Consider the following 13,937-nt stretch of genomic DNA (forward strand, 5'->3'; position numbering starts at 1 on the left):
CCAACGTTGCTAACGCAACAGTCGGCGTTTCCATCGATGCAGGCGCATTGACAGCACAATCTGCACTGGACGTCACACTGGCCCGCGGCGCCAACTTCCTGAGCCTCGGCGCTGGTAATGACCGCGTTGTACTGTTGGGTAACTATGTTGCCGGTACCTACAACACGACAGAAAACGGTGTGAACCTGAATGCACAGTCCACAGCGACTGCAGTTGCCCGCGTTGTAACAGACACGATCAACCTGGGTACAGGTAACGATACACTGGTCACTTACGGTGCGATCAATCTGGCTGGCGCGCAATTGTCGGGTATTGAAAACATCACAGCGAACTCCGCTGTTGTGATCACTGCTTCCCAATACGCTGCTCTGGTTGCTGCCCGTGCTGCTCTGTCCCTGAGCACACCAGTGATCACATTCACAGGTAACGTTCCACATCAACTGACTATCGTTGATGATATCGCTGGCGTGAACAACATCGATCTGTCCCTGATCGCTGTAACTAGCGGCACATTGGTGATCGACACAACGTCTTCTTCCAATGCAACTGGTGGTGGCGTGAACAACACTACAGTTAGCAATGCAGTGACAGTGTCTGGTGGCGCAACAGTAACAACAGGTGTTGTTGGTACTAATCCAGTTAATGGTGGCGGTACAGCATTGACTCCAACAGCATTCGTTGCTGGTGGTAATTACGCAAGTGCTGTCAATGTGAACGACAACTTCACAGGTACAGTAGCTAACCTGAGCGGTACAACTATCAGTGGTAACGTTGGCGATACAGACACGATCACTTTGACTGGTAACTCTAGCATTACTGGTTTCGGTAACGGTACAACTGGCGGTATCATCACCAACATCAAATCTCTGATCACTGATAACACTGGTGGCACTATCACTTTCGGTGCAACTACTACTGGTGTTACTACAGTAACTGGTGGTACAGGTGTTGATAACGTTGATGTGACAGGTGCAGGTACTTCCTTCCTGGCTGGTAACGTTAATCTGGGCGCTGGTGCTGGTCAGACATTGACACTGGGCGCATTCGCTTACACTGGTACTTTCAGTGCAGGTGCTGGCGTTACTGATACTCTGGCATTGGCCGCTGGTGCAAACATCTCTGGTGCTAACATCACAGGCTTCGAAAATCTGACATTGGCAGCAACTGGTAACTACACTCTGACTGCAGCGCAATATAATGCATTCACAGGTACTATCTCTGCAGGCAATACAGAAACACTGACATTCACTACAGCCGGTACTATCGTTGCTAACAATGCGATCGAACGCTTCACTCTGGCTGCTGGTACTAACACATTCACTGCTGGTACTAACACAGTGAGCGTTGTTGGTGGCACAGGTAACGATACATTCAACTACACTGCAACTCAAATCGCCGGCGCAACAACGCTGGACGGCGGCTTGGGTATAGATACACTGAACATCGGTGCTATCGGTGCTAACTTGAATATCACTGCTCTGGTAACAGGCATTGAAACAGTGAACGTAACTGGCTCTGCAGCAACAGGCTGGACTTTCACTAACGAAAATGGTGCTGGTGTAACTCTGAACTTCGCTAAAGGCGCATTTGCTGACACAGTAGTTCTGGGTTCAGGCGGCCAAACAGTTAATCTGTTGGGTACAGCTGCTACAAATGTAACAGTAACTGGTAATGCAACTGGTGTTGATACTATCAACCTGTCCACTACTGCAACTGGTGTTGAAACTATCACTGCTGGTTCCAACATTGCTGCTATCGATACAGTAGCAAACTTCAAAGTTGCTGGCGCTGACGTGTTCAAAACTGGCACAGCAGCAACTTCGTTGAACCTGTTGTCTATCGCTACTGCTGACATCTCTACTTTGGCAGCGGCTATCGCTACAGCAGCAACAGGTGCTGGCGCGGCTCTGGCAGCGAATACTCAGGCTTACATCATCACTGTAGCCGCAGGTACAGCAGCTGGTACTTATGCTTTCCAAAACATCGGTGGCACTGTAGGTGCAGTTGATGCAACTGACTTTATCGTTAAAATCACTGGCGCAGGTTCCATCGTCGCTGGCGACTTCATCGCTTAATTCAGTAAGCTATGCAGGAAAATGGGTAGCTTGCTACCCATGCAGCAGGGAGAAAACATCCTCCCTGCTGTGTAAAAATAAAAAACCCACCCCTGTAAAGCGGTGGGTTTTTTTATGATGGTTGATCCTTGCCGACAACGGTATTTTTGTTGAAGGTCTTTGTTTGAGATTTTTGTTTAATTTTGACGATTAAATTCTGCAGTTCCAGCCCAGTCTTTGCTAGCATGCAGCTTCATCTATCCTGAATCCCTGGTTTTGTCAGTCCTGCGAACGTCTATGAAAAAATTGAGCCGTAACGATCCCTGTTCCTGTGGCAGCGGGAAGAAATACAAGCAATGTTGCATGGCTGCAGACGACGCCGCGCAGGCGCAGGCAGACAAGCAAAAACAGGATGCGCAAAAACAGATTGCTGCATGGGTGGAGCAGGGCATGGGCTTGCACCGCAATGGGCAAATTGAGGCAGCAAGGCAAATCTATCAACAAATCCTTGCAATACAGCCAGAGCATGCAGACACCCTGCATTTATTTGGCGTGACTGCTCACCAGCTCGGAGAATATGCTAACGCAATAGAATTTATCCAGCGCTCTTTGCAAGCCAATCCCCGGAATTTTTACGCCCTGAATAATCTTGGATCGGCATTGCGGGAGTCTGGCCAATTGGTGGAGGCACTCGCATGTTTCCACCAAGCCTGCAAGCTCAAGCCCGACTATGCTGAGGCACACAGCAATATTGGCAATGTATATAAGGACATGGGGCAGCAGGAAGAGGCGATATCCGCTTATAAACACGCAAGCAGCCTTAATCCATCACTGGCCGAGCCCTGGAATAACCTGGCCTTGATTTATCAAAAGCGTAAGGACATAGATCAGGCCATACTATGTGCAGAGCGCGCTGCTGCGCTGCAGCCCAACCACGCAGAGATTCATAATAGTCTGGGTAATATTTACAAGGATGCCGGCCAGACTGCGCAGGCAATCAGCAGCTATCAGCGTGCCGTCGCCCTGGACCCGGAACACGGCAATGCCCTGCATTTCATCCATGTTCTCAGCGGGCAGGCCAGTGCTCAGGCACCAGTCAGTTATGTCAGTAAGGTATTTGATGATTATGCAGAGCGTTTTGACCAGCATTTGCAAGAAGTGCTGGAATACCAGATTCCTGCCATTATTGGGCAGGAGCTCAGTCAATTACGCGTGGCTGACACGAAGGCATGGCGCATACTGGATCTGGGTTGCGGCACCGGTTTGGTCGCGAAAGAACTTGCGCCACTGGCTGCGAGCCTCGTTGGCGTTGATCTGTCAGAAAAAATGCTGGCAAAAGCCCAGGCCAGGCGGCTGTATCACAGGTTGATCAAAGCCGATTTGCTGAGTATGACGCAACAAGAAGCAAGTGCAATCTATGAAGTCGTGACGGCGGCAGATGTATTTGTATATCTGGGGCAACTTGATAATATCATTGCCGAGGTCAGTCGTTTGTTGATCCGCGATGGCTTGTTTGCCTTTTCTGTCGAAGCTGCAGATGGAGGTTCTGCTACCACCCCCGGTAGCACAGGCTATACGCTACGCAATAGTGGGCGTTATGCGCATCAACTTAATTATCTGGACAAATTGGCCTCAGAACATGGATTTACGTGTTTGCAATGTTTGCCACAGACCATCAGAATGGAAAATTTGCAGGCCATTCCAGGTTATCTGCTGATATGGCGTAAGCACTAGCATTGGCGACTGGACTGCTATGATGCCATTACCGCTCTGGTATCAAAATCAGGCATTGACCGTATCCGCTAACAAAGTTGCACCTGCACCCTGGCCTGCCTTGATTTTGCCCCAAACTGCCTATGCTGAAAAAAGCGCCAGCGCTTTAAGCTGCTGATACAATACTGCACTTGATTTTGACCAAAACGTCTTCATTTCAATGTAAGTAGTCGCTTTTTGCGTGTTTTGATCAAAATAAATACTGATTTGTGATTTAATGTCATCTAAGCCTGGCGCTTAACCCATGCCGTCAATGGAAATGGGCTTTTTCTAGTTATTGGAGTTTTACTATGTTTCAAAATGCTCAAACCCTGGACAAGAACCTGCATGCCTCTTTGCGCTTTCAACCAGCTGCTGACTTTGCTTTTGCCCGTAGCCTGACGACTGCCCCACTGGCACCGACAGAAATTCCTGAGGCAGCACAGTTCTATCCAGTCTTGTTCTCACAATCCGGCTTGCTCAATCCGATTGCCGTACTGGGTTTGAGAGAACGCAATGTATTCCTGAATGAAAAAAATCAATGGACTGAGGCCTATGTACCAGTTCATGTACGTCGCTACCCATTCATCCTGGGTCGTATCGGTGACACTGATGACTATGTGCTGGCTGCTGATATGGATGCGCCACAGTTCAACACCAAAGAGGGTGAACTGGTATTTACAGACAAAGCAGAATTCAACCCCAGCTTTGGCAAGGTACTGGAGCTGTTGAACAGCTATGAGAAAAACCTGCGTGAAGGCCGCGTCATTCTGAATGAACTGGAAACCACAGGCGTATTGGTTGCCAAAGACCTCAACTTCCGTGAAGGCGATGAAGTTCACCTGATCGGCGGTTTCCGTATTGTCGATCGTGAAAAAGTCCTGGCACTTGATGATGCAACACTGGCGCGTTGGGTGCGTAGTGGTTTGATGTCCCTGCTGGAATTGCACTGGGCGTCTTTCCGTCATCTGCCTAAAGTGGCACTGGCTTCTTCACGTCCAGATCAGGTACAGTAATCTGTATTTGACTTGATATAGAATGTGCATGGAAAATGGGGCTATATGCCCCATTTTTTTTGTTTAAATTTTGGTTTAAATTACAGGTGATCCTTTGAAATTACTACACGTAGGTTGCGGTCCACAAAACAAGTCAGGTACTACACCTTTCTTTCAGTCAGATGAATGGCAGGAAGTACGCTTCGATATCGATCCTAAGGTCAATCCTGATATCCAGGGGACTTTGACTGATATGAGTGCTGTCGAGACAGGCTCCATAGACGCGGTTTATTCCTCCCATAATATTGAACACCTGTATCCGCACGAAGTACCGGTTGCACTGAAGGAAATTATGCGTGTGCTCAAGGATGACGGCGTCTTTGTCGTGACTTGTCCTGATATGGTATCGGTCTGCAAACTGGTGGCTGAGGACAAATTACTCGAACCCGCCTACATATCACCTGCCGGGCCGATTGCACCTATCGATATCCTGTATGGACACCGCGCAGCCATGGAAAGAGGTAATTTGTTTATGGCCCACCGTTGCGGTTTTACCCAAAAAGTATTGATGAATACACTTGCTGGTGCAGGCTTTCAGACAGTGGTAGCGGCGTCACGTCCCTCAGCCTTTGATTTGTGGGCGGTAGGCAGCAAGAGTGCCAGGCCTATTCCTGAGATGGAGAATTTGTTGCGTGCGCAATTGAAATAAACTTCAAGCGCTGAATATGCATAAGAAAAAAATATCTGCTGTAACCAAAGGTACGAACCCTGCTACCCATGCACGGGTAAACCAGGCAGCACAGTTGCTGCAAAAGGCTTTGGTATTGCATCAGGCCGGAAATCTGGCTGATGCTGCTGCCATCTATCAGCAGATACTAGTCATTGACGCCCGGCATTTTGAAGCCTTGCAATTCCTGGGCATGATCAAGCGCAGCACAGGTGCTTTGCAAGAGGCGCTTGATCTATTGACCTTGGCGGCTTCCATCAATCCAGCCAATACCATCATACATGCTTCACTCGGCAATGTTTTAATGGACCTTGAGCGCCACGCCGATGCCATTGTCAGTTATGACCGTTTCTTGTCGGCCACGCCTGACTTTGCCGAAGTTCTCAACAATAAGGCGAATGCATTGAGCGCCTTGGGGCGAGAAGCAGAGGCCATGGCATGCTATGAACATGTGCTGCGTCAACAGCCAGATTTTTCTGATGCGCATTTTAATCGCGGTAATCTGTACATGGACATGCGTCAGTATGCGCAGGCCCTGGCTGACTATGAACAGGTGCTGCGTAGTCATCCTGGTCATTTTCAATCCTGGAATAACCGTGGTAACGCGCTGCTGAAACTGGAAAGACTGCCTGAGGCCAGGCAAAGTTACCAGCAAGGATTAAGCATCGCGCCCGACAATCCAGAATTGCACGCTTGCTTGGCTCACGCCTATAAAATCACTGGCCAGTTAAATGAGGCGGTTCAGCATTATGCCAAAGTGCTGGAACTGACCACGACCGGTTTTCCCAGGCAAAATGCTGCGCTACAGCTGGCTATCCTGCACTATGTCTTTGGTAGCCCGGCCAATGTAGATGCTTTGCTGCAAGTGGCAAAGGATATGCTGGGCAATGCGCTGATTAAAGACAAAGGTTCTTTGATTTACTGCGCCTTCATGTTGAAAATCCAATTATGGTGGCAGATGTACAGGCAGCAGGCACAAAACCCGCCAGCGCAAGGCACGCTGTATGTCATAGGTGAGAGCCACATCTTGTCGGCCCATAATCTGCTGGTCACGTATCAGGGCCAACATCTGCAATGCAAAGGGCTATGGATAGAAGGCTGTACGCAGTGGCAAATCGGCAAAGTCGAAACCAATCATTACCAGCAACTAATGCAGCAATATCTGCAGGCCGTGCCTGTTGCGTCGAGCGTGTTGATTAGCATAGGTGAAATTGATTGCCGCATTGATAGCGGCATCCTGAAAGCCAATAAAAAATCTGCAAGCACCAGCACTACTGATGCCCACAACGCTCCCAACGCCTCCAACATCAGCCTGACACAGCGGGTGCAGGACGTCATAGTGGCTTTCCTGGATTTTATTGTTGCCCATGCGCAGCCGCGCCAGCTCAAGCTCATCATCAGCGGTGTGCCTGCCTATTTAATCAATGAAAATGGCTATGCGGCAGATCAGTTGCAGGAATTTGGTCAGTTTCTGACACTGTTCAATACCGGTCTGAAACAGCAGGTTGCAGAGCGGGGTCTGGATTTTCTCGATATGTTTACCCTGACCGATGGCGGTGGCGGTAAATCGAATCAGCAATGGCATATAGACGAGCATCATTTGCGACCTGATGCTGTTATCGAAGCGTTTTCCAGGCATTTGCTTGTTCCCTGAATATTTGCCTGCAGCATGAGTGCATCGGCATGACTCTGTGCTGCCGAATAGCGTTTATACTGTAGCAATTTACGAAGTTCGTATTCCTACTCAATTTGCGCTATGAAAATCCTGTTCGTTCACCAAAATTTTCCAGGTCAGTTTGTCCATCTTGCGCCAGCACTGGCTGCAGACCCGGCGAATGAAGTTGTCGCGCTGACCATGCAAAAGGCTGCTCCGGCGCTGTGGAATGGCGTCAAGGTATTCTCATACCAGGTTGCGCGAGGTACCAGTGCTGAAACCCATCCCTGGCTGGCCGATAGTGAACCCAAGGTCATCCGTGGTGAAGCTGCCATGCGTGCCGCGCTTCAATTGCGTGAGCAGGGTTTTGTACCTGATGTGATCATCGCCCATCCAGGCTGGGGTGAAAGCCTGTTCCTGAAAAAAGTATGGCCCACAGCCAAGCTAGGCATCTATGCAGAATTCTTTTATCACGCACAAGGAGCGGATGTCGGGTTTGATCCTGAATTCTCTTCCAATGCGATTGAGCAAGCCTGCAAGATACAACTCAAGAATATCAATAACCTCTTGCATATAGAAATGGCGGATGCTGCCATATCTCCTACGCACTGGCAGGCCAGCACCTTCCCCAGCGCCTTCCGTGAGCGCATCAGCGTTATTCATGACGGCATCAATACGGATATGGTCGCTCCCAACCCCGGTGTTGCCCTGGCCCTGGGTGGGGGATTGAAGCTGACCCGTGATGATGAAGTAATCACCTTCGTCAACCGCAATCTCGAACCATACCGCGGCTATCATATTTTCATGCGTGCCTTGCCGCAGATATTGGCACAGCGCCCCAATGCCCACGTACTGATGGTGGGTGGGGATGATGTCAGTTACGGTGCCAAGTCTGAAACCGGCAGGTCATGGAAAGAGATCTTCCTCAGCGAAGTAAGTCCGCAACTACCGGAAAGCGCGCGCGAACGCATACATTTCCTGGGGAATATCCCTTACCAGCATTTTATTCCCTTGCTGCAATTGTCGCGCGTTCATGTTTATCTGACTTACCCCTTCGTTTTGTCGTGGAGTCTGCTTGAGGCCATGAGCGCAGGATGCGCTATCGTCGCGTCGAATACTCAGCCTTTGAGAGAGGCCATACGTCACAATGAGACAGGCAGGCTGGTTGATTTCTTTGATGTGGCAGCGCTGAGCAAGGAAGTCTGTGATTTATTGGATCAGCCAGAAGAAAGACAGCGTCTGGGTGAAAATGCCCGTCGTTTTGCCTGTGAATTTTATGATCTGCAAAAAGTATGTTTGCCAGCGCAAATAGAATGGGTATATGGCCTGGTTGAAGACACAAAAGTTAACTTAAAAAATGATATATCTGCACAAGCACTAGTAAACACAGTAGTAATTGAGTTAAAATAATATCGTAGCCAGCAAGACCATTAAGAACTCGGCGCCCCGCAACGGATATTGCGGGGCGTTTTTTTTCGCATACCACTTCGCGCTCGCGGCTTTAAGCATACTTACTTAAGCATTCCCAAACTTCTGTAGTGCCGTACACCCCGCTGGACCCCAAAACACGATCACTCTGCACAAGGTCCAATGCCGATAAGGCTACACCAAGTGAGAATTCTGGCTAAGTCACAGCAAATTGCAGCATTTCAAGTGAGAGATATACATTCAATGAGGTCCAACGAAGTGCCGCATGTGCATATCTGATTCTAAATTGACAGCATTTTATGTTTAAAAAGCATGTCAATTAAGTATGTGATGCAATTGACAAAAATTTTTGTATTACCAATATATGGGGAGTATGCCCGTAATATCAATAGTGCTGCAGGAGGTATATGGAGATTTTTGATATACAGGAGGGGGTATGCAAAATATATCGGCTTCGATACACGAAACACGTTTTAAAAGCGTAAAACTTGTGTTACGCTTTCGAAAAATGTGATGTACGTCACATTTAATTGAGTTGTGAACAGGGATAATGCCGCCTTGCCTTAAAAATGCTGATGAATTCCTCCTCTAAAGAGATTACTCATCAAGCGGCCACCTATTATATTGCGATGTTTTTAGCACTTCAGTGTGCAAAGAATACAAATGATCTCGAAACTAAAACTTCCACAAACTGAAATTGCACAGGTTCTGATGACCTTTAAAAGTGCCTTCAGAACCGTTGGCATCTTCAGTGCCATCATCAATCTGTTGATGTTAGCACCTTCCCTGTATATGTTACAGGTTTACGATCGTGTTTTGCAAAGCCGCAACGAAATCACCTTGTTGATGTTGACATTGTTGATGCTGGGTGCTTACGCCTTGATGAGTGCGCTTGAATATATCCGTAGTTTTGTACTGATACGTCTGGGCGCCAAGCTCGACATGCAAATGAACAAGCGTATCTACACTGCTGCATTTGAACAAAACCTGAAACGTGGCGGCGGTAATGCCGGCCAGGCTTTGCAGGATTTGACGCAAATCCGTCAGTTCCTCACAGGTGCAGGCTTGTTTGCCTTCTTCGATGCACCATGGTTCCCGTTCTATCTGGCCGTGATCTTCATGTTTGATACTTATCTCGGCTTGTTTGCGCTGGCTGCGGTGATTGTCATGGTGATCCTGGCGTACGCCAATGAAGTGGTTTCCAAAAAACCTTTGACTGAAGCCAATACCATGGCCATCGTCTCCAGCAATCTGGCGACGAATAATCTGCGCAATGCCGAAGTCATTGAAGCCATGGGCATGCTGCCTAACCTGATGTCGCGCTGGTTCAAATTGCATGGCCGTTTCCTGCAATTGCAGGCAGAAGCGAGCGAGAAGTCAGGCATTATCACCGCTTTGAGTAAATTTGTTCGTGTCTCCGTTCAATCCCTGGTGCTCGGTTTTGGTGCCTTGCTGGTGATTGAAGGCAAGATGTCGCCTGGTATGATGATTGCCGGCTCCATCCTGTTGGGTAAAGCAACTGGTCCTATCGATCAACTGATCGGTGTATGGAAACAATGGAGCACTGTTAAAGGTGCCTATGGTCGTTTGAATGAATTGCTGGCATCCAATCCACCACGTCAGGCTGGCATGGACTTGCCTAAACCGTTGGGTGCTTTGTCTGTCGAAGGCGTGACTGCAGCGCCTCCGGGCTCTACTGTTGTTGTTGTTAAAGGCTTGTCCATGGCTTTGCAACCAGGTGACGTACTGGGCGTGATCGGCCCATCAGGTTCCGGTAAATCCACACTGGCACGTTTGCTGGTAGGCGTCTGGCCAGCTGCGGTTGGTAAAGTGCGTCTCGATGGCGCTGATATCTACCAATGGAACAAAGATCAACTCGGACCAAATATTGGTTACCTGCCACAAGACATAGAATTGTTTGGCGGCACAGTAGCAGAAAACATCGCACGCTTTGGTGAAGTTGATTCTGAAAAAGTCATTATGGCTGCCAAGCGCGCCGGTGTGCATGAAATGATTTTGCATTTCCCTCAAGGTTACGACACCCGTTTGGGTGATGGCGGTGCCGGTCTGTCTGGTGGCCAAAAGCAGCGTATCGGTCTGGCCCGTGCCATGTATGACGATCCATCCCTGCTGGTACTTGATGAACCAAATTCGAATCTGGATGATATTGGCGAACAGGCTCTGGTCGTTGCTGTGAATGATTTGCGTCAACGCGGCAAAACGATTGTGTTGATCACGCACCGTACGACGATTCTGGGCGCCACCACCAAGCTCTTGTTGTTACGTGATGGTGTTGCCCAGGCCTTTGGTCCACGTGACCAGGTACTGGCTGCACTGAATCAGGCAAATCAACAACAGGCACAGCAGATGCAACAAGCCCAGCAAGCTGCGGCAGCACAACAGGCTGCCCAACAAGCGCAGGCTCAGGGCGGTTTGCAGTCAGCAGCTACAGAGCCACCGGCAGATACGCAGCAAAGAATTAATGCTACAGCTGCACAAGAGGAATAATCATGAAAAATGCATTGGTCAAAAAAGGTGATGTCACGGACGTGACAACTCACAACGTAGAAATACTTGAAGTTAATACAGATGCACGCGGCTATTCCCGCCTGGGCTGGATCATCATCCTGATCGGCGTAGTTGGCTTCCTGCTGTGGGCGTTTACTGCCAAGCTCGATAAAGGTGTGCCCATGAGTGGTAACGTCGCCGTGGCCTCCAGCCGTAAAGTCATACAGCATCAGACTGGTGGTACCGTTGATGAAATCCTGGTCAAGGATGGCGATGTCGTCAAAGCAGGTCAAACCTTGCTGAAAATGAACTCTGTCAGTGCCAAGTCAAATGCAGAAATCACCAGGGTGCAATTGTTTACAGCCCAGGCGGTAGAAGCAAGATTGCTGGCTGAACGCGTAGGTGCAAAGTCCATCAGTTTTCCCAAGGAACTGGATGAGGCAAAAAGCGATCCTCGCGTTGCTAACGTCATTTCGCTGCAACAGCAACTGTTCACTACACGTCAGATTTCCATACAAAGTGAGTTGGGTGCAGTAGATGAAAACATCGCTGGTTTGAAATCGCAACACAAAGGCCTGGAAGAATCCATGGTCAGCAAAAAGCAACAGCAACAGTTCCTCAAAGAACAGCTCGATGGTATGCGTGATCTGGCCAAGGAAGGCTATATTGCCCGCAATCGTCTGCTGGATCTGGAACGTACTTATGCGCAGGTGAATGGCAGTATCTCTGAAGACCTGGGTAATATGGGCCGTGTCTCACGCCAGATCATGGAAATGGGCTTGCGTAAATCACAGCGTCAGCAAGACTATCAAAAAGAAATCCGCACACAATTGTCTGATGTCCAGAAAGAAGCAGAAGCCTTGCAAAACCGTCTGACTGCACTGGATTTTGATCTGAATAATGTCGCCGTGAAAGCACCTGTAGCAGGCACCGTTGTCGGCCTGAATGTATTCACCAAAGGTGCGGTTGTACCTAGTGGTTTCAAATTGATGGAACTGGTTCCGCAGGATGATGCGCTGATCGTCGAAGCCAGCTTGCCAGTCAATCTGGTAGATAAAGTGCATGCCGGTTTGAAAACAGAATTGATTTTCTCTGCCTTCAATACCAATACCACACCGCATATTCCGGGCATCATTACTCAGGTATCCGCTGACCGTACTGTTGATGAAAGAACCGGCCAGGCCTTCTATAAAGTCCGTGCAGAAGTAGCACCTGAAGGCAAGAAAATGATTGCCAACCTGAACATCCGTCCTGGTATGCCTGTTGAAATGTTTGTCAGCACTGGTGGCCGCACCATGATGAACTACCTGTTGAAACCAGTGATCGACCGTGCCCATTCTGCAATGACTGAGGATTAATGATGAAAAAATCATGGAAGCGCCTTAATCTGATCGCAGCTGCCTGTGGCGTCCTGGTGATGTCGGCAGGCCAGGCTCAGGCCATGGGCTTGTTGCAGGCCTATGAGGCTGCGTTGGTCAATGATCCTACTTACCGTGCAGCTGTTTCAGAAAATATCGCGGGTAAGGAATACCGTAATATCGGCCGGGCCGGTTTATTGCCAACCATACAGTATGCTTATGGAACAGGTAAAAACCGCGCAGAAATCACCTCGCCGGCGACCAACTTTTTGGGTCAGCCAACTGGTGGTGTGGCGGTCAGTAATTACGATTACACCAGCATCACCAATTCTGTTTCCTTGCGTCAGGTGTTGTTCAGTCTGGATACGGCAGCGCGTTACAAGCAAGGCATAGCGCAGACCAACTATAGCGACGCTATCTTTTCTGCACGTAGCAAAGACTTGATCATCCGCCTGACGACAGCTTATGCGGATGTCAAATTCTCTGAAGATCAGGTAGATTTGTTCCGTGCCCAAAGAGATGCTTATGCCGAACAGAAACGCATCAATGAGCGCATGTTTGAAAAAGGTGAAGGCACCAAGACCGACATGCTGGAAACCCAGGCAAAGCTTGATGTTGCCGAGGCTCAGGTGATAGAAGCGCAAGACAATTTGCTGAATTCAAGGAATGCTTTTTCTGCCATCATTGGCAGTGAAGTAGTGCAGCTTGATGGCTTGCGCCCAGAGTTTACCGTGATGCCTGTTGCCCTCTCCAGTTTTGAAGAGTGGATGACGATCGCAACAGAAAGCAATCCTGAAATTGCAGCCGCCAAATATTCTGTCGAAGCTGCCGAACTGGAAATCAGCAAGAGTAAAGCAGGCCATACACCAAGGCTGGATCTGAACGTTGGTTACAACCGTGGTTTGTCTGACAGTATCACGACACGTACGCAAGATCAGACGATCAAGAGCATAGGCGTGCAATTGGTGATACCGATTTATTCTGGCGGTTATGTCACCGCAATCAGTAATCAGGCCATCGCCAACCGCGACAAGGCCAAAGCTGATCTGGACTCAACCAAGAACAGAATTTCGATAGAATTGCGCAAGCAATTTAATGCTATACAAACCAGTTTGACGAAAATCAGTGCTTTGCAAAAGTCCGTCAACTCCGCGACTTTGCTGGTTGAAGCAACCAAGCAAAGTGTCAAAGGTGGTGTGCGTATCAATCTGGACGTGCTCGGTTCCGAACAACAACTGGTCGCCGCCAAACGTGACCTGGCGCAAGCCAAGTACAATTACCTGATCAGCTACCTCAAGCTGCGCGTCACTGCAGGTAATATCAGTGTGGATGATGTACAGACAGTAGCTGCTTACTTTGCACCGAACTGATATTGATAAAGGCTGCTGCCGGGATTTGAAGCAGACGCCAAGCCCGGCACTAAAAGCCAGACAATAAATCAGCAGGTATAAAAAAACGGCA

General features: G+C 48.9%; 9 protein-coding genes. All 9 read left to right on the top strand.

From position 1 onward, the window contains the following. Nucleotides 1-2,075, top strand: a 2,075-nt coding sequence (locus ACO0LL_RS06200; protein WP_422950018.1) for a beta strand repeat-containing protein, incomplete at its 5' end; no start/stop codon positions are given. Nucleotides 2,076-2,351: 276 nt separating this feature from the next. After that, nucleotides 2,352-3,788 (top strand): tetratricopeptide repeat protein, encoded by a 1,437-nt coding sequence (locus ACO0LL_RS06205; RefSeq protein WP_422950019.1) that lies wholly within the window; start codon nucleotides 2,352-2,354, stop codon nucleotides 3,786-3,788. 329 nt (nucleotides 3,789-4,117) lie between these two features. Further along, a complete protein-coding gene (locus ACO0LL_RS06210; protein ID WP_422950020.1) occupies nucleotides 4,118-4,822 on the top strand; it encodes a SapC family protein in 705 nt (234 codons plus the stop codon). Between the two features lie 94 nt (nucleotides 4,823-4,916). Next, complete coding sequence (locus tag ACO0LL_RS06215; RefSeq protein ID WP_422950021.1) at nucleotides 4,917-5,510, top strand: class I SAM-dependent methyltransferase; 594 nt, start codon at nucleotides 4,917-4,919, stop codon at nucleotides 5,508-5,510. Between the two features lie 16 nt (nucleotides 5,511-5,526). Next, on the top strand, nucleotides 5,527-7,182 hold the full coding sequence (locus ACO0LL_RS06220) for a tetratricopeptide repeat protein (RefSeq protein WP_422950022.1): 1,656 nt from the start codon (nucleotides 5,527-5,529) through the stop codon (nucleotides 7,180-7,182). A 102-nt stretch (nucleotides 7,183-7,284) separates the two neighbouring features. Then, on the top strand, nucleotides 7,285-8,592 hold the full coding sequence (locus ACO0LL_RS06225) for a glycosyltransferase family 4 protein (protein ID WP_422950023.1): 1,308 nt from the start codon (nucleotides 7,285-7,287) through the stop codon (nucleotides 8,590-8,592). A 729-nt stretch (nucleotides 8,593-9,321) separates the two neighbouring features. Beyond that, on the top strand, nucleotides 9,322-11,118 hold the full coding sequence (locus ACO0LL_RS06230) for a type I secretion system permease/ATPase (protein WP_422950024.1): 1,797 nt from the start codon (nucleotides 9,322-9,324) through the stop codon (nucleotides 11,116-11,118). A gap of 2 nt (nucleotides 11,119-11,120) precedes the next feature. Then, a complete protein-coding gene (locus ACO0LL_RS06235; protein WP_422950025.1) occupies nucleotides 11,121-12,476 on the top strand; it encodes an HlyD family type I secretion periplasmic adaptor subunit in 1,356 nt (451 codons plus the stop codon). Nucleotides 12,477-12,478: 2 nt separating this feature from the next. Beyond that, entirely contained in the window at nucleotides 12,479-13,846 is a 1,368-nt protein-coding gene (locus tag ACO0LL_RS06240) for a TolC family outer membrane protein (protein WP_422950026.1), read from the top strand. Nucleotides 13,847-13,937: the final 91 nt, after the last annotated feature.

Origin of the sequence: Undibacterium sp. TC4M20W (assembly GCF_049340245.1) — a bacterium.
Classification (GTDB): domain Bacteria; phylum Pseudomonadota; class Gammaproteobacteria; order Burkholderiales; family Burkholderiaceae_D; genus Undibacterium.

Coding starts and splice junctions, on each gene's coding strand:
- ACO0LL_RS06205 (WP_422950019.1), top strand. CDS start 2,352: ATGAAAAAATTGAGCCGTAACGATCCCTGTTCCTGTGGCAGCGGGAAG.
- ACO0LL_RS06210 (WP_422950020.1), top strand. CDS start 4,118: ATGTTTCAAAATGCTCAAACCCTGGACAAGAACCTGCATGCCTCTTTG.
- ACO0LL_RS06220 (WP_422950022.1), top strand. CDS start 5,527: ATGCATAAGAAAAAAATATCTGCTGTAACCAAAGGTACGAACCCTGCT.
- ACO0LL_RS06225 (WP_422950023.1), top strand. CDS start 7,285: ATGAAAATCCTGTTCGTTCACCAAAATTTTCCAGGTCAGTTTGTCCAT.
- ACO0LL_RS06230 (WP_422950024.1), top strand. CDS start 9,322: ATGACCTTTAAAAGTGCCTTCAGAACCGTTGGCATCTTCAGTGCCATC.
- ACO0LL_RS06235 (WP_422950025.1), top strand. CDS start 11,121: ATGAAAAATGCATTGGTCAAAAAAGGTGATGTCACGGACGTGACAACT.
- ACO0LL_RS06240 (WP_422950026.1), top strand. CDS start 12,479: ATGAAAAAATCATGGAAGCGCCTTAATCTGATCGCAGCTGCCTGTGGC.